Genomic DNA, 24,384 nt, shown 5'->3' with positions numbered 1-24,384 from the left:
CCCGCTCCGGCCTGTGGACGGCCCTCTGGTTGTGGACAACCGCGTCACCCCCACGGGTCACCCCGCGCCCGCCGCCCCGGACGGCGTCACCGTCCGATTCCCCGCAGCCGGCCCGGCCCCCGCCCCGTCCTACGGCAGCTCGATCCCCAGGTCCCACCCGTCGTGCGCGTGCGTGCACAGGCAGGCCCGCGACTCCGTCGTCGGCAGGGCCGCCACCGCGTCGAAGAGGACCTCGCGCAGGCGGCCGACGTTCTCGCCGAACACCTTCAGGACCTCCGTGTGGGACACGCCCTCCCCGGTCTCGGCTCCCGCGTCGAGGTCCGTGACCAGCGCCATGGAGGTGTAGCAGAGCCCCAGCTCACGGGCCAGGACCGCCTCCGGGTGGCCCGTCATGCCGACCACGGACCAGCCGGCCGCCGCGTGCCACCGGGACTCGGCGCGCGTGGAGAAGCGGGGCCCCTCGACGACGACCATGGTGCCGCCGTCCACCGGCTCCCAGTCGCGCCCCCGGGCCGCCGCCAGGGCGACCGAGCGGCCGACCGGGCAGTACGGGTCGGCGAAGGTGGTGTGGACGACGTTCGGCACGCTGCCGTCGGGCAGCGGCTCCCCGTCGAAGAACGTCTGCGCCCGGGCCTTCGTACGGTCGACCAGCTGGTCGGGAACGAGCAGCGTGCCCGGACCGTACTCGGCCCGCAGGCCGCCGACCGCGCACGGGCCGAGCACCTGGCGCACGCCGACCGAGCGCAGCGCCCACAGGTTGGCCCGGTAGTTGATCTTGTGTGGCGGGACGGTGTGTCCGCTGCCGTGCCGGGGGAGGAAGGCGACCCGGCGGCCGGCCAGCTCGCCGATGTGCAGGGAGTCGCTGGGGGGTCCGTACGGGGTCTCCACCCGGACCTCGGAGACGTCCTCCAGGAAGGAGTAGAAGCCCGAGCCGCCGATGACACCGATCTCTGCGTTCACCATGCGGTCACCCTAGCCGGGCATGCGGAAGACCCCGCTGCCCGGTGGGCGGCGGGGTCTCGCGACAGCTGTCAGGCGGCCGAGGTGGAGCTGCTGCTCGCACTCGACGACGCCGTGGAGGACGAAGCGGCAGGAGCGGACGCCGCGGTCGTCGTCGTGGACGACGGGGTCGAGGCCGGCTTCGAGGCAGGGGTGCTGCTCGACGAAGAGCCGCGACTGTCGTTCCGGTAGAAACCGGAACCCTTGAAGACGATGCCGACCGCGGAGAACACCTTCTTCAGGCGTCCGTCACAGCTCGGGCACACGGTCAGTGCGTCATCGGTGAACTTCTGCACGGCCTCAAGGCCCTCACCGCACTCGGTGCACTGGTACTGGTAGGTCGGCACGAATTTCCTCCTGGCACTCTCACTCAATGAGTGCTAACGACGCTCCATGGTGACGTATTCCGGCCGATCAGTCCACCGTCACCGGCACGCGGTGACCGATCCCACGCTCGTTCACCCGGTTCCGGGCGGCCGACGGGGACGTGCGCGACGCCGTGTTCGACGCTGCCGTGTTCGACGACGTCGTGTTCGGCGACGTCACGCTCGGGGACGTCGCCTTCGGCGAGGCCGCGTCCGACGACGAGTTCACGATCAGGCTCGGGGCCTTCGGCGCCAGCTTGCCCCGCAGGGCCAGCAGGACGACCAGCGCGAGGGCGGTGGCGGCCATCGGCACGAGGAACCCGGCGGCCGAGCCGTACGCGTCGGTCAGCCGGCCCGCGACGGTGACGGCGGCGGCCTGGCCCAGGGCGACCGCGCCGGTCAGCGCGGTGAACGCCTCGGTCCGGGCGGAGGCCGGGACCAGCTGCTCGATCATCGTGTAGCCGGTGATCAGGGCGGGGGCGATGCACAGGCCGACGACCAGGCCGAGCGCGCCCAGCAGGACCGCGGAGTTCGCGGCCCACAGGACGGACGCGGCGGCGGTGAGGCCGACGTAGCCGAGGATCAGCCGGCGGCGCGGGCCGATCTTCCAGGCGATCGTGCCGCAGGCGATGCCCGCGATCATGTTGCCGCCGGCGAAGACGCCGTACAGCAGGCCGTTGGCGCCCGGGTTGCCGATCTCGTTGGAGAACGCGGCGAGCGAGATCAGCATGCCGCCGAAGACGGCGCCGATCCCGACGAAGGCGATGACCAGGACGCGCAGACCGGGGATGGACAGTGCCGAGACGTGCTTCTCGCCGCTCGCGAGCCGCGGGGCGGGCTTGGGTTGGGTACCGCGCTGGGCGGCGAACAGCAGGCCGCCGAGCAGCGTCAGGGACGCCTCGGCGATCAGGCCGGCGGAGGGGTGGATCGTGGTGCACAGGAAGGTCGCGAGCACCGGGCCGACGACGAAGGTCAGCTCGTCGGTGACGGACTCGAACGCGGCCGCGGTCGGCAGCAGCGGGGAGCCCTCCAGCTTGGCGGCCCAGCGGGCCCGGACCATCGGCCCGACCTGCGGTACGGAGGCACCCGCCGGTACGGCGGCCAGCGCCAGCGCCCACATCGGCGCGCCCAGCAGGGCGAGCGCGGTCAGGGCGCCGATGGCGGCGGCGTGCACGAAGACGACGGGGACCAGGACGGCGCGCTGGCCGCGGCGGTCGGCGAGCTTGCCCATCTGGGGGGCGAAGAGGGCCATGGACACACCGGTGACGGTGGCGACGATGCCGGCGTCCCCGTACGAGCCGGTGGTGTGCTGGACCAGCAGCACGATGCCGATGATCAGCATGGCGAAGGGCTGGCGGGCGGCGAAGCCGGGAAGCAGGAAACCGAGGGCGCCGGGCGTGCGCAGGAGCTGTCCGTAGCCGGGGCGGGCGGACGTGTCGGTCGTGACCGCGGATGTCACGGCCTGGCCTTTCCGCTGCCTGGTAGAACTCCCCGTCTGCGGACGATGCGCCGCCTCGTGAGCGACCGCACCCGTACATGTGGGAGCCCCGAGAGCTGTCCTCTTGCGCAATACCGAGTGATACCTGGGCGCCCACTGCGGGAGGGTGCCACGGCCGCTTTGCGGTCGCGCCAGCTCTGCGTCAGGCAGAGTTGGTTCGATGTGGTGTGCCTTCATCGTACAGGGAATGCGGCCATCACGCCCTGTGATTCCGGCGACAGGGCGGGGCTTCACCTGCGATTAACGGAAACTTTGCAGGTAGGAGCCCCTAAAACGCGGGCAAAACACCCCACACACCCCCGGAAATGGCGAATTAGAACGTCGCTCTAATTCAAACTCGTACGAAGATCCATCGGAATGCGGACGCCGAGCGCCGTTTTCCGGACGGTGTCCGGCCTCAGTGCCGAGCCGTCCCGCCGCCCGTCCCGAGCCATCCCGCCAGCTTGCCGCCCTTGGCCACCGCCCGCAGCCGCGCCTCGGCCGCGTCCCGGACCGGATCGGTGGCCACCACCAGCAGCTCGTCCCCGCGCCGAAGCACGGTGGACGGCGCCGGTACGAAGCTCTTCGCGTCCCGGACGACCAGCGTCACCGACGCCCCGGGCGGCAGCCGCAGCTCGCTCACCTCGACGCCGTGCATCCGCGAGGCCGACGGGATCGCGAACGACAGCAGGTGACCGCGCAGCTTCTCCAGCGGCGCCGACTCGATGCCGAGATCGGAGGCGGCCTCGTCGCTGTCGCCGAGCTCCAGCTTGCGCGCCAGCCACGGCAGGGTCGGCCCCTGCACCAGGGTGTAGACGACGACCAGCACGAAGACGATGTTGAAGACGCGGTCGCTGCCCTCGATCCCGGACACCATGGGGATGGTCGCCAGGATGATGGGGACGGCGCCGCGCAGGCCGGCCCATGACATCAGGGCCTGCTCCTGCCACGGCACCCGGAAGGGCATCAGGCTGAGGAAGACCTCCAGTGGCCGCGCCACCATCGTGAGGACCAGCCCGATGATCACGGCGGGCCAGAAGTCGTGGACCAGCTCGTGCGGGGTGACCAGCAGGCCCAGCAGGACGAACATGCCGATCTGCGCGATCCAGCCGAGCCCGTCCGCGAAGCCCCGGGTGGCCGACCAGTGCGGGAGCTTGGCGTTGCCCAGCACCATGGCCGCCAGGTAGACGGCGAGGAAGCCGGAGCCGTGCGCCATCGCGCCGGCCGCGTACGCCGCGACCGCGATCGCCATCACCGCGATCGGGTAGAGGCCGGAGGCGGGCAGGGCCACGTGCCGCAGGCCGTACGCGCCCAGGAAGCCGACTGTCAGGCCGATGAGCGCGCCGATCGTCAGCTCCAGCGCGATCTTGCCGAGGAGGACGTACCACTCGTCCACGGGTCCGACGGTGGCGAAGGCCACCACCAGGATCACCACGGGGGCGTCGTTGAAGCCGGACTCGGCCTCCAGGACGCCGGTGATCCGTGACGGCAGCGGGACCTTGCGCAGGACCGAGAAGACGGCCGCCGCGTCGGTCGAGGAGACGACCGCGCCGATCAGCAGGGCCTGGCGCCATTCGAGTCCGACGAGATAGTGCGCCCCCGCCGCGGTCACCCCCACGCTGACCGCGACGCCCAGCAGCGACAGCACGATCGCTGCCGGCAGGGCGGGTTTGATCTCTTTCCACTTGGTGCCCAGACCGCCCTCGGCGAGGATCACGACGAGCGCGGCATAGCCGATGACCTGGGTCAGCTCGGCGTTGTCGAATACGACGTTGCCGATGCCGTCCTGGCCTATCGCGATGCCTATGCCGAGGTAGATGAGCAGGCTGGGAAGGCCGCTGCGCGAGGAGACGCGCACCGCCGCCACGGCGATGAGCAGCACGAGCGAGCAGACCAGCAGGAGCTCATTGAGATCGTGGACAGTCAGCGGGCGGCCCTTTCCTCAAAGCGCACGGCGGATCGTTGCTCCCGCGGCGCGTCGACAAGTACTTCGTTACCTTACCTAATCTTTGACGCTTTCTTGACGTGATACTCACATTGTGAAACGCCCGCTCGCCCCTGTCCTCGGCAGCCCGACCCCTGGCGGATCAACGAACGGGGTCCTGCGCCTATGGTTGCTCCCAGCACTCCCAGGACCACCCTGCCCCTCTAAGGACAGCGATGCCCGCCAACGAATCCGCTCCTCCCGCCAAGAAGAAGGGGCGACGCGCCCGTCTGATCGTGCTCGTTCTGGTCCTGGCTCTCCTCGCGGGCCTCGGCTACGGGGCGTACTGGGGCGTGAACAGCGTGCGCGCCTCCTTCCCCCAGACCACCGGCTCCCTCGACGTGCCCGGCCTGGCCGGGACCGTCGACGTCAAACGCGATGCCCACGGCATCCCCCAGCTCTACGCGGACAGCGACTCGGACCTCTTCCGCGCGCAGGGCTTCGTCCACGCGCAGGACCGGTTCTGGGAGATGGACGTACGCCGTCACATGACCTCCGGCCGGCTGTCGGAGATGTTCGGCTCCGGCCAGGTCGAGACGGACGCCTTCCTGCGCACGCTCGGCTGGCGCCAGGTCGCGCAGGCCGAGTACGACGCCAAGCTCTCGGACGAGGCGAAGAAGAACCTGCAGGCCTACGCCGACGGTGTCAACGCGTACCTGAAGGGGAAGTCCGGCAAGGACCTCTCCGTCGAGCACGCGGCCCTGGGGCTCAGCGGGGACTACCGGCCCGAGCAGTGGACGCCGGTCGACTCGGTGGCCTGGCTCAAGGCGATGGCCTGGGACCTGCGCGGCAACATGCAGGACGAGATCGACCGCGCGCTGATGTCCGGCAAGCTCACGCAGGCGCAGATCGACGACCTCTACCCGCCCTACCCCTTCGGCCGGAACAAGGCGATCGTCGAGGGCGGCAAGACCGACAACGGCAAGTACACCCCCCAGGGCGCCGCGGGCAGCGGCTCCGGCGCTTCGGGCACCGGGACCGGCACCGGCGGCTCGGGCGCCAACGGATCGCAGGCCTCCGCGGCCCCGGGCGCCGCCACCGGTACGGGCACGGCCACCGGCCTCGCCGGCAACGCCGCCGCCCAGGGCGCGACCGTCGGCCTGAACACCCAGCTGACCGCCCTCGCCAAGACCCTGGACGAGATCCCCGCGATCCTCGGCCCCAACGGCAGCGGCATCGGCTCGAACTCCTGGGTCATCTCGGGCGCGCACACGACCACCGGCAAGCCGCTCCTCGCCAACGACCCGCACCTGTCCCCGCAGCTGCCCTCGGTCTGGTACCAGATGGGCCTGCACTGCCGTGCCGCCTCGGCCCAGTGCCAGTACGACGTGGCCGGCTACACCTTCTCGGGCATGCCCGGCGTGGTCATCGGCCACAACGCGGACATCGCCTGGGGCATGACCAACCTGGGCGCGGACGTCACCGACCTCTACCTGGAGCAGGTCAAGCCCGAGGGCTACGTCTACGACAACAAGGTGCTCCCCTTCGCCACCCGGGAAGAGGTCATCAAGGTCGCCGGCGGCGCCAGCAAGAAGATCACCGTCCGCACCACCAACAACGGACCGCTGATCTCCGACCGCAGCGACGAGCTCGGTACGGTCGGCGCCCGCGCCCCCGTCAGCAGCGCCGCCCCGGACCGCGGCAACGGCTACGCCGTCGCCCTGCGCTGGACGGCCCTGGACCCGGGTAAGTCGATGGACGCGGTCTTCAAGCTGAACAGGGCCAAGGACTTCGCCTCCTTCCGCCAGGCGGCCGCCGACTTCGAGGTCCCCTCGCAGAACCTGATCTACGCCGACACCAAGGGCAACATCGGCTACCAGGCCCCGGGCCGCATCCCGCTCCGCGGCCAGAACGACGGCCGCATGCCCGCCGCCGGCTGGGACTCCAAGTTCGCCTGGAAGGGCGGCAAGGACGGCGGCACGGGCTACATCCCGCAGAGCGAGCTGCCCTGGGACTACAACCCGTCCCGCGGCTACATCGTCACCGCCAACCAGGCCGTCGTGGAGACCGGCACCGGCGCCGGCAAGTACCCGAACCTGCTGACCACGGACTGGGGCTACGGCGCCCGCAGTCAGCGGATCAACGACCTCATCGAGGCGAAGATCAAGGACAACGGGAAGATCTCCACCGACGACATGCGCACCATGCAGATGGACAACAGCAGCGAGATCGCCGCGCTGCTGACCCCGATGCTCGCCAAGATCGAGGTGTCCGACCCGGACGTGCGCTCCGCCCAGAAGCTCCTGGAGGGCTGGAACTACACCCAGGAGCCCGACTCGGCGGCCGCCGCCTACTTCAACGCGGTCTGGCGCAACATCCTCAAGCTGTCCTTCGGCGACAAGCTGCCGAAGGAGCTGCGCATCGAGGGCAGCTGCATGAACGTGCGCGGCAACGGCACCGGCCCGGCCGACGACCTGGCCGAGACCGTCCGCGAGTGCGGCGCCCGCGACGCCGTATCGGCGCAGCCCGACGGCGGCGACCGCTGGTTCGAGGTGGTGCGCCGCCTGGTGAAGGAGGAGAAGTCGCCGTGGTGGACGGCGCCCGCGACCCGCAGGGAGCCGGCGGCCACCAGCCGTGACGAGATCTTCGCGCGCGCCATGGAGGACGCCCGCTGGGAGCTGACCGCCAAGCTCGGCAAGGACCAGTCCAGCTGGACCTGGGGCCGGCTGCACCAGCTGACGCTGAAGAACCAGACGATCGGCACCGAGGGCCCCGGCTTCATGCAGTGGCTCCTCAACCGCGGCCCGTGGAACCTGGGCGGCGGTGAGGCCACCGTCAACGCGACCGGCTGGAACGCCTCCGGCGGCTACGGGGTCACCTGGGTGCCGTCGATGCGGATGGTCGTGAACCTCAACGACCTGGACAAGTCCCGCTGGATCAACCTGACCGGGGCCTCGGGGCACGCGTACCACGGCAACTACACCGACCAGACGACGATGTGGGCCAAGGGCGAGCTGCTGGAGTGGCCCTACGGCAGGGAAGCCGTGGACAAGGCGACGGTGGACACCCTGACCCTGAAGCCCGCGGGCTCCTAGCGGTCGGAGCCGAAACGGCGCACCCCCGACGGGGTGGCGACGGCCTGAACGGGGTGGTCGTGCGGTTCCTCCGGGACCCGCGCGACCACCTCGTCGTCGTAGAGGAGCACGACCAGCGCGGGGTGCGCCCCGGCACGCTCCAGCCGCTCCAGCACCCGGTCGTACGAGCCGCCGCCGCGGCCGAGCCGCATGCCGCGCCGGTCCACGGCCAGCCCGGGGAGCAGTACGGCGTCCGCCCCGGTGACGGCGTCCGGGCCGAGCCGGGGCCCGGCCGGTTCCAGCAGCCGCATCTTCCCCGGGTGCTCGGCCCCGGCGAGGGAGCCGGGGCCCCCGTACGCGCCCCAGTCGAGGTCGTTGTCGGGCAGCAGGACGGGCAGCAGCACCCGCTTGCCGGCGGCGCGCAGCGCGTCGAGCAGTTCGCGGGTGCCGGGCTCGGCGCCGACGGAGACGTACGCCGCGACCGTACGGGCACCGGCCAGTTCGGGCAGGGCGAGGGCGGACCGGGCGAGCGCGCGGGCCGCCGCGGCGCGGTCGCCGGGGGACAAGGCCCGGCGGGCGGCGAGGAGTTCCCGGCGCAGCACGGCCTTCGCGGCGGGGGAGGGAGGGTTCTCTGCCACTGGTGACTCAAATATCCTTGTGAAGATGGACATATACGATGATTGCGACCGTGATCCGGCCTGACGTTCGGCTGGACCCACTATCGTTCCGCCCATGACTATGTTGCACCCCGTGATCAAAAAGGCCGTCATCCCGGCTGCGGGCCTCGGTACTCGGTTCCTCCCGGCGACCAAGGCGACTCCGAAGGAAATGCTCCCGGTCGTGGACAAGCCGGCCATCCAGTACGTGGTCGAGGAAGCCGTCTCGGCCGGGCTGGACGACGTACTCATGATCACGGGGCGTAACAAGCGCGCGCTGGAAGACCACTTCGACCGCAACTACGAGCTGGAATCCGCCCTCACCGCCAAGGGCGACGACGACCGGCTCAAGAAGGTGCAGGAGTCCAGCGACCTGGCCACCATGCACTACGTCCGCCAGGGCGACCCGCGCGGACTCGGCCACGCCGTCCTCTGCGCCGAGCCGCACGTCGGCCGCGAGCCCTTCGCCGTCCTGCTCGGCGACGACCTCATCGACCCCCGTGACCCGCTGCTCCGCCAGATGGCCGACATCTACGCCCGCACCGGCGGCACCGTCGTCGCGCTGATGGAGGTCGACCCCGCCAGCGTGCACCTCTACGGCTGCGCCGCCGTCGAGGCCACCGACGAGGAGGACGTGGTCCGCGTCACCGGCCTCGTCGAGAAGCCGGACGCCGCGGACGCGCCCAGCAACTACGCGGTCATCGGACGCTATGTCCTCAACCCCGCGATCTTCGACATACTGCGGGAGACCGAGCCGGGCCGCGGCGGGGAGATCCAGCTCACCGACGCCCTGCAGAAGCTGGCCGCCGACGAGACCATCGGCGGCCCGGTGCACGGCGTGGTCTTCCGGGGCCGCCGCTACGACACCGGGGACCGCGGGGACTACCTGCGGGCCATCGTCCGCCTCGCGTGCGAGCGTGAGGACCTGGGCCCGGAGTTCCGCACCTGGCTTCACCGTTACGTCACGGAGGAGATGTAGGACCTTGAGCAGTTCCGCACCGCAGGACACCGGGCAGGACCGGCGCGAGCAGCGCCTCTGGTCGGTGGACGAGCACCTCGCGGACGTCCTCGCCACCGTCCGGCCGCTGGAGCCCATCGAGCTCCAGCTGCTGGACGCCCAGGGCTGTGTCCTGGTCGAGGACGTCACCGTGCCCGTCGCCCTCCCGCCCTTCGACAACAGCTCCATGGACGGCTACGCCGTCCGCACGGTCGACGTCCAGGGTGCCAGCGAGGAGTTCCCGGCGGTGCTGACGGTCATCGGGGACGTCGCGGCGGGCAGCGGCGAGCTGCCCACCGTGGGCCCCGGCCAGGCCGCGCGGATCATGACCGGCGCCCCGCTGCCGCCCGGTGCGGAAGCCGTCGTACCGGTCGAGTGGACCGACGGCGGCACGGGCGGCGGAGCCGCCTCCGGCATGACCCCGGCCAGCTCCGCACCCGAGCGCGCGGGCGGCGAGGTACGGGTGCACCGGGCCGCCGAGGCGCGGGCGCACGTCCGGGCGCGCGGCAGTGACGTACAGGCCGGTGACCTGGCCCTGGCGTCCGGCACCGTCCTCGGTCCGCCGCAGATCGCCCTGCTGGCCGCGATCGGACGGGGCACCGTCCGGGTCCGGCCGCGCCCCCGCGTGGTCGTCCTGTCCACCGGCAGCGAGCTCGTCCAGCCCGGCGAGGCGCTGACCCCCGGGACGATCTACGACTCCAACAGCTTCGCGCTCGCGGCCGCGGCCCGGGACGCGGGCGCCATCGCCTACCGGGTCGGCGCCGTCGCGGACGACGCCGACACCCTGCGCTCCACCATCGAGGACCAGCTGATCCGCGCCGACCTTCTGGTCACCACCGGCGGGGTCAGCGTCGGGGCGTACGACGTGGTGAAGGAGGCGCTGACCTCCGTCGCCACCGGCGAGGACGGCGTCCACGGCGCCGGCATCGACTTCCGCAGGCTCGCCATGCAGCCCGGCAAGCCGCAGGGCTTCGGCGTCATCGGCCCGGACCACACCCCGCTGCTGGCGCTGCCCGGCAACCCCGTCTCCTCCTACGTCTCCTTCGAGCTGTTCGTGCGCCCCGCGATCCGTACGCTCATGGGCCTCCCGGAGGCCGGGGTCAGCCGCCCCAGCGTGCGCGCGGTGCTCACCGCCGACAAGGCGATCGGCTCCCCGGCCGGCCGCCGCCAGTTCCTGCGCGGCGCCTACGACGCCGAGAACGGCACGGTCAGCCCGGTCGGCGGATCGGGCTCCCACCTGATCGCCGCGCTGGCGCACGCCGACTCCCTGATCGTCGTACCGGAGGACGTCACCTCCGTGGAGCCCGGGGCCGAGCTGGAAGTGGTCCTGCTCGGCTGAAGTGCGGCGGGTGCGGGTAGCGTGTTGCATCACACAGGCCCCCCGGGGGCCCGGACGGAAGCGGCGCGCAGAGCTATGAGTACGCAGAGCAGGCTGACCCACATCGACGAGGCCGGGGCGGCCCGGATGGTCGACGTCTCCGGGAAGGACGTCACCGCCCGGACGGCCCGCGCCAGTGGACGGGTGCTCGTCTCCCCCCGGGTGATCGAGCTGCTGCGCGGCGAGGGCGTCCCCAAGGGGGACGCGCTCGCCACCGCGCGGATCGCCGGGATCATGGGCGCCAAGAAGACCCCCGACCTGATCCCGCTCTGCCACCCGCTGGCCGTCTCCGGCGTCACGGTGGACCTGAGGGTCGCCGACGACGCCGTCGAGATCCTGGCCACCGTCAAGACGACCGACCGCACGGGCGTCGAGATGGAGGCGCTCACCGCCGTCGCGGTCGCCGGACTGACCGTCATCGACATGGTCAAGGCCGTCGACAAGGGCGCCGTCATCACGGACGTCCGGGTGGAGGAGAAGACCGGCGGCAAGTCCGGCGACTGGGCGCGCGCGTGAACGCCCCGCGCGGCGGCGAGGTCCACAGCCACCTGCACGCCGTGCCCGCGGCGCCCGCGGAGACCGAACCCGAGACCGCCCCCGCACCGCTGCGGGCCCTGGTGGTCACGGCCTCCAACCGGGCCTCGCAGGGCGTCTACCCCGACCGGGGCGGGCCGCTGCTCGCCGCGGCACTGGAGGAGCTCGGCTTCGCGGTGGACGGCCCGCGGGTCGTCCCGGACGGCGACCCCGTCGAGCAGGCGCTCCGCGAGGGCGTGGCCGCCGGATACGACGTCGTCCTCACGACCGGCGGCACCGGCATCTCGCCGACCGACCGCACCCCGGACGCCACCGCGCGGGTGCTGGACTACGAGATCCCGGGCATCCCGCAGGCCATCCGCGCGGAGGGCCTGGCGAAGGTCCCCGCCGCGGCCCTGTCGCGGGGCCTGGCGGGCGTGGCCGGACACACCCTGATCGTCAACCTGCCGGGCTCGACGGGCGGGGTGAAGGACGGCGTCGCCGTCCTGTCCCGGATCCTCGTGCACGCCGTTGACCAGATCCGCGGCGGCGACCACCCCAGACCGGCGGGACCCTCCGGGAGCACGAGCTGAACGGCCCCACCTGGCCGGTGGTCCTGGCGGACGGCGACGTCACGCTCCGGCCGATAAAGCTGCGGGACCAGAAGGCCTGGCGCGAGGTCAACCGCCGCAACCGCGAGTGGCTCCGGCCGTGGGAGGCGACCATCCCGCCGCCCGCCCCGTGGGGGCCGGTGGTCCAGCGGCCGACGTACCGCCAGATGGTGCGCCACCTGCGGGCCGAGGCGAACGCGGGCCGGATGCTGCCCTTCGTCATCGAGTACCAGGGCCGGCTCGTCGGGCAGTTGACGGTCGCAGGCATCACCTGGGGCTCGATGTGCGCGGGCCACGTCGGCTACTGGGTGGACCGCGAGGTCGCGGGCCGCGGCGTGATGCCGACGGCGGTCGCGCTCGCGGTGGACCACTGCTTCGGCCGGGTCGGGCTGCACCGGATCGAGGTGTGCATCCGCCCGGAGAACGGGCCGAGCCGCCGGGTCGTGGAGAAGCTCGGCCTGCGCGAGGAGGGGCTGCGCCCGCGCTACCTGCACATCGACGGGGCCTGGCGCGACCACCTCGTGTACGCGGTCACCGTGGAGGAGGTCCCGGACGGGCTGCTGCGCCGGTGGCACCGGGCCCGGCATCCGGAGAGCCCGTCGAAATAGATATCCCGGACCGGGGAACTCGGGAGTGTGAGCCGCCCCGAACGGACGCCCCTCGAAAACCGAATAGCTGTTCGAATTAAGGGCCACTGAACCGATTCGCCCATAACCTGATCCGAAGAATCACAAAAAAAGTCCGTGATATCAGCGAGATCGTGCGACACACCGGCCCGATTGGCCGATCCCGTCGGTCCGGCCCCTCTACGGTATGAGGTGTGAGCAGCAGCGGCCTCATCTACGCAGTCATTGTCGGGGCCTGGGCCGCCTACTTGGTGCCCATGTGGCTCCGGAGGCAGGACGAGCTGAACGAAGCCCGTCCGACGGAACGCTTCTCCACTGCCATTCGGCTGCTTTCCGGCCGGGCGGGAATGGAGCGCCGTTACGCCAAGGGACTGCGTGAGCGCGGTGACGAGGAGGCGGAGCCCCAGGCCCGCGCGGACCCGGACGCCGCCACGGAGAAGATCGAATCCGTGGACGCCGACGCCCGGGCCTTCGTCGTGCCCCCGACCAGGTCGGAGCCGAGACCGGCCGCGGCCGAGCGCGAACAGCGCGAGCAGCGTGCGGAGCGTGCCCGGCGCGAGCAGCGCCTCCAGGTCCTGGCCCGCCGCCGGCGCACCACCGCGCTGCTGTTCCTCGTCTTCACCCTGGGCGCGATCGTCGCCGCGGTGGGTGGCCTGCGACTGCTCTGGGCCCCCGCCGTCCCGGCCTTCCTGCTGAGCGCGTACATCATGCACCTGCGGGTCCAGGAGCGGCGGCGCTACGAGTTCACGATGGACCGGCGCCGCGCCGAGGCCGCCGCACGGCACCTGCGCGAGAACCGCCCCCGCCGCCGCGAGCCCGAGGCCGCCGCCGGCGGCGATGCGGACCCTGCGCCACCGGTCTCCCCGCAAGAAGCCGGCCGCAGGGCGCTCGTCGAACAGACCGACCACGCCGAGTGGGTGGACCAGCAGCGCGAGCGCGAGCGCGGCCCCGCCCGCGGTGACAGCTGGGAGCCGGTCCCGGTCCCGCTGCCGACGTACGTGACCGCGCCCGTCGCCCCGCGCGCCACCGGCCCCGCGGCCCCGGACGCCTGGAGCTCGACCCGCTCCAGCGCCGCCGAACCGACGGAGCCGCGCCTGCGCGCCCAGCCCGCCGCCCCGGCACCGGAGCCCAAGCCCCCGGCGCAGGCCTCGGCGCAGACCCCGACCACGCCGCGCCCCCGCGGCCGCGAGCGGGGGCGCACGCCGCTGTTCGACCAGTACGAGAGCGACGAGCGCCCGCGAGCCGCGAACGAGTGAGCGGACCTGCGCGGACGCTCCCCGAATCCGGTTTTGGAGCACCCGCGGGGGGATGCTAATGTTTCACACGTCGCAAGGGCCTGTGGCGCAGTCTGGTAGCGCACCTCGTTCGCATCGAGGGGGTCTGGGGTTCAAATCCCCACAGGTCCACAAACGACAGTTCGCGAGTAGCTCTCGGGAACGGTGACGAGATCCCGTCCGATCGAAAGATCGGACGGGATCTTCGTCGTTTCCGGGGGCAGTTGATGCCGAAGCCGACAGGGCCCGCACCCCTGCCGAGTTCAGGCCGGGACGGGTGCCCGCGTGCCGGGCAGGCCGTGCGCGCGCCGCTGAGAGCGGCTGGCGGAGCGCGCGGGCCCCGGTGGGGTCAGGCGCCGAGGGGTTTGGTCATGCAGCGGCTGGAGTCGTGGAAGCGGTAGTGGCCGAACTTCGCCGACGGGGCGTAACCCGAGGAGAGGTAGAGGGCTATCGCCTCCGGCTGCTGGTCTCCGGTCTCCAGCACCATCCGGGTGCGGCCCGCCGTGCGGGCGTCCTCCTCCAGGACCGTCAGGATGCGGCGGGCCAGGCCCAGGCCGCGGGCCTCGGGGACGACGTACATGCGCTTCAGCTCGGCGTCGCCGTCCGCGTACCCCTCGTCGTTCTCGTCCTGGCTGCGCCAGCCGCCGCTGGCGATCGGGGCGTCGGCGAGGTCGTAGGCGATGAGGTAGAGGCCCCGCGGCGGGGCGAACATCATCGGGTCGAGGAACGTGACGTCGCCCTCACCCTGGTAGCGCTCCTGGTACTCGAGCTGGACCCGGTCGTTGAGTTCGACCGCGTCAGGGTGGTCGTAGGGCACGGCGCGGAGCTGGATCATCCCGTGAGACATTCGAATATCGTACGGAAGCATCCCGCTATCGTGCAGGGATGCTCACTGTGACCTCCGTGAATGTGAATGGGATCCGCGCCGCCGCGAAGAAGGGCTTCGTGGAGTGGCTCGCCGGCTCCGACGCCGACGTCGTCTGCCTCCAGGAGGTGCGGGCCGAGGAGGGCCAGATTCCCGCCGGGGCCAGGGAGCCCGAGGGCTGGCACACCGTCTTCGCGCCCGCCGCGGTCAAGGGCCGGGCCGGGGTCGCGCTCTACAGCCGGCGCGAGCCGGAGCGGGTGCGGGTCGGCTTCGGCAGCGACGAGTTCGACGCCTCCGGACGGTACGTCGAGGCGGACTTCCCCGGTGTGACCGTCGCCAGCCTCTACCTGCCCTCGGGCGAGGCGGGGACCGCGAAGCAGGACGAGAAGTACCGGTTCATGGGCGAGTTCCTCGCCTACCTCCAGGAGCTCAGGGTGCGGGCCGCCGCCGACGGGCGCGAGGTCGTCGTCTGCGGCGACTGGAACATCTGCCACCGGGAGGCCGACCTCAAGAACTGGAAGACCAACCGCAAGAACGCCGGCTTCCTCCCCGAGGAGCGGGAGTGGCTGGGCAAGGTCTACGAGGAGGCCGGGTACGTCGACGTCGTGCGCGGGCTGCACCCCGACGCGGAGGGCCCGTACTCCTGGTGGTCCTACCGGGGGCGGGCCTTCGACAACGACGCCGGCTGGCGGATCGACCTCCAGGTCGCGACCGAGGGGCTGGCCGCGAAGGCGGTGAAGGCCTTCGTCGAGCGGGCCGAGACGCACCCGGAGCGCTGGTCCGACCACGCGCCGGTGACCGTGGTCTATCAGCTCGGGGTCTGATCCGGGGCTTGGTCCGGGTCCGGGTCCGGGGCCTGGTCCGGGCCCGGGGAGGGCGCGGGAGGGGGTGGTGACGCGGCCAGGAGGCGGTCCATGGCCATCGTCAGCTCCGCCTCCACCACGCTCTTCGCCAGCGGGCGCAGGCGCGGGAGGGCATCCTGCGGGGTGTGGGCCGAAAGCAGCTCGGTGAACAGGGCGGCCAGCGCGTCCGCGTGCTCGCGGACCCGGCGGCCGGTCTCCAGGACGGCCGAGAGCGGGATCCCCTCGCGGACCAGGGCCGAGGAGACGTCCAGCAGCCGCCGGCTCACGTGCACGATCTCCTCGCCGTCGGTCGCGAGGTAGCCGAGGTCGAGGGAGGCCGCCAGGTTCTCCGGGGTGACCTCGCCCTCGAAGTAGTCGGCGAGGGCCTCGGGCGTCAGGCGGACGGGGGTCTCCTCCGACCAGCCGATGCCGAGGAGCTCGCCCAGTTGGCCGACGTCGCGGCCGCTCTCGAAGGCGGCGGTCAGTTCGGCGATGCCCCCGAGGGTGTGGCCGCGCTCCAACAGGGCGGCGACGGTGCGCAGCCGGGCCAGGTGGTGCTCGTCGTACCAGGCGATGCGGCCCTCGCGGCGGGGTGGCGGGAGCAGTTTGCGCTCGCGGTAGAAGCGCAGGGTGCGGACGGGGATGCCGGCCGCCTCGGCCAGCTCCTCCGTGCGGTACTCGCGCACTGTCTTCGCTTCCGTCTCGTCCTTCGCCACAGGCGCAGCCTATGGCGTACCGGCGGTAACTTTCCGGGCGCGACCCCTACCCATGAGTACGGGGCTGCTCTACCCTCCCGATTGTGCCAGTGATTGCTGGCAGTGTTGCGATGGTCTGGCAAGGCACTGCGGATGAAGCGGAGGCGGCGGGCATGGGCGAGCGCGAGAACGGGCGGCGTGAGCACGTACGGGTGGCGGTGATCGGGTCGGGCTTCGGCGGTCTCGGGGCGGCCGTACGGCTGCGGCGCGAGGGGATCACGGACTTCGTCGTCCTGGAACGGGCGGGGTCGGTCGGCGGGACGTGGCGCGACAACAGTTATCCGGGGTGCGCGTGCGACGTCCCGTCGCACCTGTACTCCTTCTCCTTCGCGCCCAACCCGGACTGGCCGCGGACCTTCTCGGGGCAGCCCGCCATCCGGGAGTACCTGGAGCACGTCGCCGACACCTTCGGGCTGCGCCGGCACATCCGCCTCGATTCCGAGGTGCGGATGATGCGCTGGGACGCCGAGGAGCTGCACTGGGAGATCGAGACCGCCGCCGGGGAGCTGACCGCCGACGTGGTCGTGTCGGCCACCGGACCGCTGTCCGACCCGAAGATGCCGGAGATACCGGGACTCGCGGAGTTCCCCGGGAAGGTCTTCCACTCGGCCCGCTGGGACCACGACTACGACCTCGCCGGCAAGCGCGTCGCCATGATCGGCACCGGCGCCTCCGCCATCCAGATCGTGCCCGCCATCGCCCCCGACGTGAAGCGGCTCACGCTCTTCCAGCGGACGCCGCCGTGGGTGATGCCGCGCACCGACCGGGCGATCTCCACCGCGGAGCGCTGGCTGCACCGCCAGCTGCCCTTCACCCGCGCGGCGCGGCGCGGGCTGCTGTGGGGGATCCGGGAGCTCCAGGTCAGCGCCTTCACCAAGCGGCCGAACCAGCTCGGGCTCGTCGAGGCGCTGGCCAAGGCCAACATGGCCCGCTCCATCAAGGACCCGGCGCTGCGGGCCAGGCTGACGCCCTCGTACCGGATCGGCTGCAAGCGGATCCTGCTGTCCAGCGAGTACTACCCGGCGCTGGCCCGGCCCAACGTGGACCTGGTCGCCTCCGGCCTGAAGGAGATCCGCGGCTCGGTGCTGGTCGCCGCCGACGGGACCGAGACCGAGGTCGACGCGATCGTCTTCGGCACCGGCTTCCACGTCACGGACATGCCGATCGCCGACCGGGTGGTCGGCGCGGAGGGCAGGACCCTCGCGGACGAGTGGAAGGACGGGATGCAGTCGCTGCGCGGCGCGACGGCGGCGGGCTTCCCCAACTGGATGACGATCATCGGCCCGAACACCGGGCTGGGGAACAGCTCGATGATCCTCATGATCGAGTCCCAGCTGAACTACATGGCGGACTACCTGCGCCAGTTGACCCTCCTCGACGGAGGCGGCGCGGGCGGGAAGGTCGCGCTGGCGGCCAGGCCCTCCGCCGTGAACCAGTGGAACCGGCACGTCCAGGCGCGGATGGAGCGGACGGTCTGGAACACCGGCGGCTGCACCAGCTGGTACCTGGACGCCCAGGGCCGCAACACCACCGTCTGGCCGGGCACGACCGGGGAGTTCCGCAAGGAGACGCGGACCGTGGACCTCGCCGAGTACGAGGTCGTCCGCGCCCAGGACCGTGACCGGGGACGGGAGCGGATGCCGGTGCCGGCGGGCGTGTCCGGGGGCGTGGCCGCGTCCCGGCCGGGCCGGGCGGCCACGGCCGTCGCCGAGACCCCCGCATCAGCCGGGGCCCCGGCGTCCGCCCCCGCCCCGGGACCCGCTGCCGCGTCCACCGCCGAGGAGGGGGCCGCGTGAGCCGCACCGCGCACGTCACGACCGGGCGCTACGCCCCGCCCGCCGCGCGGCGGGAGCTGGAGGCCGTCTCCGCCGACGGGGCCCGCCTGCACGTCGAGGTGCACGGGCCGGAGGGCGCGCCGGCCGTGGTGCTGGCGCACGGCTGGACCTGCTCCACGGCCTTCTGGGCCGCGCAGATCCGCGAGTTGGCCACGGACCACCGGGTCATCGCCTACGACCAGCGCGGCCACGGGCGCAGTCCCGCCTCCCGCGCGTGCACCACCACCGCCCTCGCCGACGACCTCGTGGCCGTGCTGAAGGCCACCCTGGCCGCCGGGGAGCGGGCGGTCGTCGCCGGGCACTCCATGGGCGGGATGACCGTCATGGCGGCCGCCCGCCGGCCCGAGTTCGCCGAGCACGCCGCGGCCGCCCTGCTGTGCAGCACCGGCAGCGGCCGGCTGGTCGCCGAGTCGCGGGTCATGCCGCTGCGCCCGGGTCGCGCGCGGACCCGTATCACCGGCGCGGTGCTGGGCTCGCGCGCCCCGCTCGGGCCCGTCACGCCGGTCGCCCGGGCGATCCTCAAGTACGCCACCATGGCCCCCGGCTCCGCGCCCGACGCGGTCGAGGCCTGCGCCCGCATCGTGCACGCCTGCCCCTCGGGGGTCCGCCGTGACTGGTCCCAGGTGCTGGCCGGGCTGGACCTGGACGCGGACGTCGCCCAGCTCACCGTGCCCACCGCCGTCGTCGCCGGTACCAGCGACCGGCTCACCCCCGTGGTGCACGCCCGGGGGCTCGCCGCCGCGCTCCCGGACTGCGTGGGGCTGACCGAGCTCACGGGGATCGGGCACATGACCCCGATCGAGGCCCCGGAAGCCGTCACCCGCGTCCTGCGCGAACTGACCTCCCTGTACCTCCCCACCGAAGAGAAGGAGAAGACCCCGTGAGCCGCAGGAGTCTGGAAGGCCAGGTCGCCGTCGTCACCGGCGCGGCCCGCGGGGTGGGCGAGCTGCTCGCCCGCAAGCTCTCGGCGCGCGGCGCGAAGATCGCGCTCGTCGGACTGGAGCCGGAAGCCCTCAAGGAGGTCTCCGAACGGCTGCACACCGAGAGCGCCCACTGGTACGCGGACGTCACCGATCACGACGCGATGGCCCGCGTCGCGCAGGAGGTCAAGGAGCGCTTCGGCAAGGTCGACATCGTCGTCGCGAACGCGGGCGTGGCCTCCGGCGGGCCGTTCGCCGACTCCGACCCCGACGCCTGGCGCCGGGTGATCGAGGTGAACCTGATCGGCGGGGCCGTCACCGGGCGGGCCTTCCTGCCCGTCCTGACGGAGAGCCGCGGCTACTTCCTGCAGATCGCCTCGCTCGCCGCGATCACCCCGGCGCCCATGATGACGGCGTACTGCGCCTCCAAGTCGGGCGTCGAGGCCTTCGCCCACTGCCTGCGCGCCGAAGTCGGCTACAAGGGCGTCAAGGTCGGCGTCGGCTACCTGTCCTGGACCGACACCGACATGGTGCGCGGCGCCGACCAGGACGACGTGATGCGGGAGCTGCGCCAGCGGCTGCCCTGGCCGTCGAACCGCACGTACCCGCTGGGGCCGGCCGTCGACCGGATCGTGGCGGGCATCGAGCGGCGCTCGGCGCACGTGTACGCGCAGTGGTGGCTGCGCGGGATGCAGGGCGTGCGCGGCTACCTGCCGGGGATCATCGCGGCCGTCGGGCAGCGCGAGATGAAGCGGTTCGAGCCGCGGCTGGCCTCCGTCTCGAAGGGACTCGTCGGGGCCGGCGGGGCCGCGGACGAGCAGGAGCGGGCCGCACGCCCCTAGGCCGTAGCGTGAACTGTCGGATGTGCGAGGTTCGTCCGGTCGTGCCAGGCTGGTCGCACCCGAGCCCCCCGACATCACGCTGGAGGTACGCCATGGGCCTGAGAGACCAGTTCCACGAGAAGGCGAGGCAACTGGCCGAGCGCGCAGGCGCCGAAGCCGGTCCCACCCGCGAGGAATCCCCGGAGGGTTCGGGGCAGCGGGCGCCGGACGCCCCGGGCGCGCCCGCCCGGCCGGAGCGGCGCCGTCCCGCCGAGGTCTTCGACGACGGCTTCGGCGCGTAGCGGCGCGACCGGACCGACCGACGGAAGGGGCGCGGCCCGCGGGCCGCGCCCCTTCCCCGTGCCCACCGCGCCGCTACGGCCTCGGCGGCAGCTCCGGGCGGCGCAGGTCCGGTACTCCCGTGTAGCCGGGCGGCACCGCCGCCGGGTCCTGCTCCAGCAGCTCCAGCGCCAGGTGCACCGCGTCGTCGAGCTGCGCGTGGCGGCCCTCGGCCCAGTCGAGCGGGGTCCGCAGGACCGCGAGGTCCGGCTCCACGCCGTGGTTCTCCACCGACCAGCCGTACTCCGGGAACCACGCCGCGTTCATCGGCACGGTGATCACCGTTCCGTCGCCGAGGGTGTGCCGGCCGGTCATCCCCACCACCCCGCCCCAGGTCCGCTGGCCGACCACCGGGCCGAGCCCCAGCAGCTTGACGGCCGCGGTGATCATGTCCCCGTCCGAGGCGGTCGCCTCGTCGGCCAGGGCGACGATCGGACCGCGGGGCGCGTTGGAGGCGTACGAGACCGGCTGGGCGCCCCGGGTGAGGTCCCAGCCGAGGATCGAGCGGGTCAGCTTCTCCACCACCAGCTCGCTGATGTGCCCGCCCGCGTTGCCGCGCACGTCCACGATCAGGGCCGGACGGGACATCTCCATCCGCAGGTCGCGGTTGAACTGAGCCCATCCCGAGCCGCCCATGTCCGGGATGTGGAGGTAGCCGCACCGGCCGCCGCTGATCTCCCGGACCACCGCGCGCCGTTTGGACACCCAGTCCTGGTAGCGCAGGGGCCGTTCGTCGACGAGCGGGACGACGGCGACCCGGCGGGCCCGGCCGGAGCCCTCCGCGGGCCGGAACGTCAGCTCCACGGTGGTGCCGCCGGCCGCCCCCAGCAGCGGGTACGGGCCGGTCACCGGGTCGACCGGGCGGCCGTCCACGTGGGTGAGCTCGGCGCCCTCCCGGATGCCCGTTCCGGCCAGCGGGGAGCGGGCCTTGGAGTCCGAGGACTCGCCGGGCAGGATGCGGCTGACCACCCAGGCACCGTCCCGGGAAACCAGGTTGGCGCCGAGCAGCCCGATGGCCCGCTGGTAGTGCGGGGGGCCCTCGTTGCGGCGGGCGGGGGAGACGTAGGCGTGCGAGGTGCCCAGCTCGCCGAGGACCTCGCGCAGCAGGTCGGCGAACTCGTCGGGCGAGGCGACCCGTTCGACCAGGGAGCGGTACTGGCGCAGCACCCCGTCCCAGTCGATCCCGCACATGCCCGGCTCCCAGAAGTACGCGCGGATGATCCGCCCCGCCTCCTCGAAGGCCTGGCGCCACTCGGCCGCCGGGTCGACCTCGTGCAGGATGCGCCGCAGGTCCAGGTAGACGGTCGAGTCGCTGTCGCCCGACTCGGTCGACGGGACCGCCCGCAGGTCGCCGTCGTCGTTGACGACGAGCCGCGTGCCGTCCCCGCTGACCGCGAACCAGTCCAGCCCGGAGGCCAGTTCGGTCTTGCGGGCCTTCGTCATGTCGAAGTGCTCCAGCGTCGGCTTGCCGCTGGTGTCCGCCGGGTTGGCGAAGGTCTCGCCGAGCGCCCCGGAGATGGGCCAGCGCAGCCACACCAGCCCGCCGCCGCTGACCGGGTACAGGGCCGAGTACTTCGACGCCGACACCGGGAACGGCGTCACCCGGCTCTCCAGCCCCTCCACCTCCACGGTCACCGCGCCGTCGCCCGCGTCCGGGTCCCCGTCGAGCGGGTCGAGCCCGCCGGCCGCGGGCCGCCCGTCGGGCGAGAACGCGAACGGCGAGGGGGTCGCCGAGGACAGCGGCACCAGGTAGGGGCGGCAGCCCAGCGGGAAGGACAGGTCCCCGGTGTGCACGTCGTACACCGGGTCGAAGCCGCGCCACGACAGGAAGGCGAGGTAGCGGCCGTCCCGGGTGAAGACCGGACTCTCGTCCTCGAAGCGGCCGTTCGTGACGTCGATGACCGTGGGGGTGCCGGGACCGGAGATCCGGGCCATCTTGATCTGCCGCAACGAGCGGCCGATGCCCGGGTGCGACCAGGTGAGCCAGCACCCGTCGGGGGAGAACGCCAGGTCGGTGACGGGGCCGTTGACCGACCGGATGAGCTCGGTGACCTCGCCGTCGGACTCCTCCGTCGCGTCGACGAGCAGCAGCCGCCCGTCGTTGGAGGCGATCGCGAGGCGCTCCCCGTCCGGGTCGGACAGCAACTCCAGTACGCGTCCCAGCTCGCCGGAGGCCAGCCGGCGCGGCTCCCGTTCCCCGGAGGCCCGCGGCAGGTAGGCGATCTCGACCGCGTCCTCGCCCTCGGCGTCGGTGACGTACGCGACCTGCCCGCCGCTCCCGAGCATCTCCGGCAGCCGCACCCGCACGCCGGGGGTGTCGGCGATGGTCCGGGCGGGCCCGTCGCGGTGGGTCAGCCAGTACAGGCTGCCGCGGACCACGACCGCGCTGGCCCGGCCGGTGGCGTCCACCGAGAGCGAGTCGACGTGGCTGGCGGCCGGCACCTGGTAGCTGCGACGGCCCGCGCGGGGACCCCCCAGCCGGACCCGCAGCCTGCGCGGTACCGCGTCGGGGGCCAGCGACTCCACCAGCCAGAGGTCCCCCGCGCACTGGTACACGATCCGGGAGCCGTCGCTGGAGGCGTGCCGGGCGTAGAACTCCCGGTGGTCGGTGTGGCGGCGCAGGTCGGTGCCGTCGGGCAGGCAGGAGTACACGTTGCCGACGCCCTCGTGGTCGGACAGGAAGGCGATCCGGCCGGCCACGAACATCGGCGAGTCCAGGTGGCCCTCGATGTCCTCCAGGAGCCGCGTGCCGTGCAGCCAGAGCCGGCCCGTGGCGCCGCCGCGGTAGCGCTTCCAGGCGGCCGGCTCGTGCGGGGGCTTTCCGGTGAGCAGCAGGGTGCGCCGTTCGCCGTCCTCGCCGTCGTGCACCTGGAGGTCGGAGACCGGCCCCCAGGGCAGACGTCCGCCGGGGCTGCCGTCGGTGGGGAGGCTGTACGCCCAGGCGAAGTAGGAGAAGGGCTGGCCGTGCGAGGAGACGGCCAGGATGTCGCTGCGGCCCTCCTCGTCGGGCGGGGTCCAGCCGCAGACGCGGGTGTCGGTGGCGCCCCAGTAGCTCAGCTGCCGGGCCGGGCCGCCGTCCACGGGGGCGAGGTGGATCTCGGGGTCGAGGCTGCGCCAGGTGGTGAAGGCGATGTGCCGGCCGTCGGGGGAGAAGCGGGGGTGGCTGACCCGGGTCCGGTCGACGGTGATCCGCCATGCCCGGCCGGGGGGCTGTCCGTCGGGGACCAGCGGGGCGACCCAGAGGTCGTCCTCGGTGGCGAAACACAGCAGGTCGTCGTGCAGGTGCGGGAACCGGAGGTACGCGACGTCGTGACTCACCCCCCAATGCTTTCCGCGGCAGGGGGGCCCGGCAACTCGTACAGGTGATCCATGCCACCCCCCGAAGCGAAACGGTACGGTTTCGTTTCGTTGGGTGCGGGGGTATGGTTTCAGCGTACGGAACAGTTTCGTTCGGACGGAGGGTGGCGGACATGACCGAGGCGATGGCGGCTCGGCGCAGCCGGATCACCCCCGAACGGCAGGCCGAACTGCACGAGGCGGTCCTCGACCTCCTGCGTGACGTCGGCTACGAGGCGCTGACCATGGACGCGGTCGCCGCCCGGACGAAGTCCAGCAAGGCCACCCTCTACCGCCAGTGGGGGAGCAAGCCGGAACTGGTCGCCAAGGCCCTGCGGTGCACGCAGCCCGTCTCGCTGCGCGAAATCGACACGGGCACCCTGCGCGGGGACTTCGCGCGCATGGTGGAGCACTCGGACGACGCGCAGATGGCCAAGGACACCGCGCTGATGCGGGGTCTGGCCCACGCCGTCCACGAGAGCCCCGAACTCCACCAGGCGCTGCGGGACCTGCTGGTCGACCCGGAGATCAACGGTCTCCAGCACATGCTGCAGCGCGCGGTGGACCGGGGCGAGATCCGCCCGGACTGTCCCGCTCTGAATTTCGTACCCCACATGCTCATCGGGGCGTTCATCGCGCTCCCGCTGATCGAGGACCGGCCCGTCGACCGGGCGTTCCTCGGTGACTTCATCGACGCCGTGGTGTTCCCCGCCCTCGGCGTCTGACCCTCCCCGTCCCCATCACCGCCTTCCGCTGCTCCTGACACGCCGCTCTCGT

The 24,384-nt window shown here is 72.5% G+C and carries 21 protein-coding genes and 1 tRNA gene; 14 read left to right on the top strand and 8 right to left on the bottom strand.

The features are described from left to right. Positions 1–129: 129 nt before the first annotated feature. The 4 genes from ACFWW8_RS18695 to ACFWW8_RS18680 form a co-directional block, all read right to left on the bottom strand. On the bottom strand, positions 130–963 hold the full coding sequence (locus tag ACFWW8_RS18695; protein WP_386530037.1) for an S-methyl-5'-thioadenosine phosphorylase: 834 nt from the start codon (positions 961–963) through the stop codon (positions 130–132). A gap of 68 nt (positions 964–1,031) precedes the next feature. Next, positions 1,032–1,346: an FmdB family zinc ribbon protein gene (locus ACFWW8_RS18690; RefSeq protein WP_386530035.1), complete on the bottom strand. Its 315-nt coding sequence runs from the start codon at positions 1,344–1,346 to the stop codon at positions 1,032–1,034. A 67-nt stretch (positions 1,347–1,413) separates the two neighbouring features. After that, positions 1,414–2,823, bottom strand: a complete 1,410-nt coding sequence (locus ACFWW8_RS18685; RefSeq protein WP_386530033.1) for an MFS transporter — start codon at positions 2,821–2,823, stop codon at positions 1,414–1,416. A gap of 436 nt (positions 2,824–3,259) precedes the next feature. Continuing rightward, positions 3,260–4,723 carry a potassium/proton antiporter gene (locus ACFWW8_RS18680; RefSeq protein ID WP_386530031.1) on the bottom strand — a complete coding sequence of 488 codons (1,464 nt, stop codon included), beginning with the start codon at positions 4,721–4,723 and terminating at the stop codon, positions 3,260–3,262. Between the two features lie 278 nt (positions 4,724–5,001). On the opposite strand from ACFWW8_RS18680, the gene ACFWW8_RS18675 reads away from it, so the two are divergent. Then, the gene (locus tag ACFWW8_RS18675; RefSeq protein WP_386530029.1) at positions 5,002–7,860 is read left to right on the top strand and encodes a penicillin acylase family protein; all 2,859 of its coding nucleotides are present in this window, start codon (positions 5,002–5,004) and stop codon (positions 7,858–7,860) included. Here ACFWW8_RS18675 and ACFWW8_RS18670 read toward each other — a convergent pair. Next, positions 7,857–8,477, bottom strand: coding sequence for a 5-formyltetrahydrofolate cyclo-ligase (locus tag ACFWW8_RS18670; RefSeq protein WP_386530027.1), 621 nt, complete (start codon positions 8,475–8,477; stop codon positions 7,857–7,859). The two genes, ACFWW8_RS18675 and ACFWW8_RS18670, sit on opposite strands and share 4 nt — an antisense overlap. A gap of 94 nt (positions 8,478–8,571) precedes the next feature. On the opposite strand from ACFWW8_RS18670, the gene galU reads away from it, so the two are divergent. The 7 genes from galU (at position 8,572) to ACFWW8_RS18635 (ending at position 14,026) form a co-directional block, all read left to right on the top strand. Next, positions 8,572–9,474, top strand: coding sequence for a UTP--glucose-1-phosphate uridylyltransferase GalU (galU, locus tag ACFWW8_RS18665; RefSeq protein ID WP_386530026.1), 903 nt, complete (start codon positions 8,572–8,574; stop codon positions 9,472–9,474). Between the two features lie 4 nt (positions 9,475–9,478). Then, positions 9,479–10,831, top strand: a complete 1,353-nt coding sequence (glp, locus tag ACFWW8_RS18660) for a gephyrin-like molybdotransferase Glp (protein ID WP_386530024.1) — start codon at positions 9,479–9,481, stop codon at positions 10,829–10,831. 75 nt (positions 10,832–10,906) lie between these two features. Next, positions 10,907–11,386 (top strand): cyclic pyranopterin monophosphate synthase MoaC, encoded by a 480-nt coding sequence (moaC, locus tag ACFWW8_RS18655; protein ID WP_383922013.1) that lies wholly within the window; start codon positions 10,907–10,909, stop codon positions 11,384–11,386. Between the two features lie 41 nt (positions 11,387–11,427). Next, positions 11,428–11,976 carry a molybdenum cofactor biosynthesis protein B gene (locus ACFWW8_RS18650; protein ID WP_386530100.1) on the top strand — a complete coding sequence of 183 codons (549 nt, stop codon included), beginning with the start codon at positions 11,428–11,430 and terminating at the stop codon, positions 11,974–11,976. Between the two features lie 17 nt (positions 11,977–11,993). Then, positions 11,994–12,602, top strand: coding sequence for a GNAT family N-acetyltransferase (locus ACFWW8_RS18645; RefSeq protein ID WP_386530022.1), 609 nt, complete (start codon positions 11,994–11,996; stop codon positions 12,600–12,602). Positions 12,603–12,814: 212 nt separating this feature from the next. After that, a complete protein-coding gene (locus ACFWW8_RS18640; RefSeq protein ID WP_386530020.1) occupies positions 12,815–13,876 on the top strand; it encodes a hypothetical protein in 1,062 nt (353 codons plus the stop codon). Between the two features lie 76 nt (positions 13,877–13,952). Continuing rightward, a tRNA-Ala gene (locus tag ACFWW8_RS18635) sits at positions 13,953–14,026 on the top strand. A gap of 217 nt (positions 14,027–14,243) precedes the next feature. On the opposite strand, the gene ACFWW8_RS18630 is transcribed toward ACFWW8_RS18635, so the two are convergent. Continuing rightward, a complete protein-coding gene (locus ACFWW8_RS18630; protein WP_386530018.1) occupies positions 14,244–14,741 on the bottom strand; it encodes a GNAT family N-acetyltransferase in 498 nt (165 codons plus the stop codon). 38 nt (positions 14,742–14,779) lie between these two features. Here ACFWW8_RS18630 and ACFWW8_RS18625 point away from each other — a divergent pair, with 38 nt between their 5' ends. Next, positions 14,780–15,583, top strand: a complete 804-nt coding sequence (locus ACFWW8_RS18625) for an exodeoxyribonuclease III (RefSeq protein ID WP_386530016.1) — start codon at positions 14,780–14,782, stop codon at positions 15,581–15,583. Here the strand turns inward: ACFWW8_RS18625 and ACFWW8_RS18620 are convergent. Next, positions 15,568–16,317, bottom strand: coding sequence for a MerR family transcriptional regulator (locus ACFWW8_RS18620; RefSeq protein WP_386530014.1), 750 nt, complete (start codon positions 16,315–16,317; stop codon positions 15,568–15,570). The two genes, ACFWW8_RS18625 and ACFWW8_RS18620, sit on opposite strands and share 16 nt — an antisense overlap. A gap of 152 nt (positions 16,318–16,469) precedes the next feature. On the opposite strand from ACFWW8_RS18620, the gene ACFWW8_RS18615 reads away from it, so the two are divergent. The 4 genes from ACFWW8_RS18615 (at position 16,470) to ACFWW8_RS18600 (ending at position 20,234) form a co-directional block, all read left to right on the top strand. After that, positions 16,470–18,152, top strand: coding sequence for a flavin-containing monooxygenase (locus ACFWW8_RS18615; RefSeq protein WP_386530012.1), 1,683 nt, complete (start codon positions 16,470–16,472; stop codon positions 18,150–18,152). Next, complete coding sequence (locus ACFWW8_RS18610; protein WP_386530010.1) at positions 18,149–19,075, top strand: alpha/beta fold hydrolase; 927 nt, start codon at positions 18,149–18,151, stop codon at positions 19,073–19,075. The genes ACFWW8_RS18615 and ACFWW8_RS18610 overlap by 4 nt, the downstream gene beginning before the upstream one ends. After that, on the top strand, positions 19,072–19,953 hold the full coding sequence (locus tag ACFWW8_RS18605; RefSeq protein ID WP_386530008.1) for an SDR family oxidoreductase: 882 nt from the start codon (positions 19,072–19,074) through the stop codon (positions 19,951–19,953). Before ACFWW8_RS18610 ends, ACFWW8_RS18605 begins: the two co-directional genes overlap by 4 nt. A 92-nt stretch (positions 19,954–20,045) precedes the next feature. Next, positions 20,046–20,234, top strand: a complete 189-nt coding sequence (locus tag ACFWW8_RS18600; RefSeq protein WP_386530006.1) for a hypothetical protein — start codon at positions 20,046–20,048, stop codon at positions 20,232–20,234. Between the two features lie 73 nt (positions 20,235–20,307). On the opposite strand, the gene ACFWW8_RS18595 is transcribed toward ACFWW8_RS18600, so the two are convergent. Beyond that, on the bottom strand, positions 20,308–23,589 hold the full coding sequence (locus ACFWW8_RS18595) for a S41 family peptidase (RefSeq protein ID WP_386530005.1): 3,282 nt from the start codon (positions 23,587–23,589) through the stop codon (positions 20,308–20,310). 152 nt (positions 23,590–23,741) lie between these two features. On the opposite strand from ACFWW8_RS18595, the gene ACFWW8_RS18590 reads away from it, so the two are divergent. Then, on the top strand, positions 23,742–24,332 hold the full coding sequence (locus tag ACFWW8_RS18590; protein ID WP_386530003.1) for a TetR/AcrR family transcriptional regulator: 591 nt from the start codon (positions 23,742–23,744) through the stop codon (positions 24,330–24,332). The last annotated feature ends 52 nt before the right edge of the window (positions 24,333–24,384 follow it).

The organism is Streptomyces sp. NPDC058701, assembly GCF_042715295.1.
Taxonomy (GTDB): Bacteria; Actinomycetota; Actinomycetes; order Streptomycetales; family Streptomycetaceae; genus Streptomyces.
The sequence above is the reverse complement of the archived record's forward strand: the minus strand, read 5'-3'. Positions and strand labels throughout refer to the sequence as shown.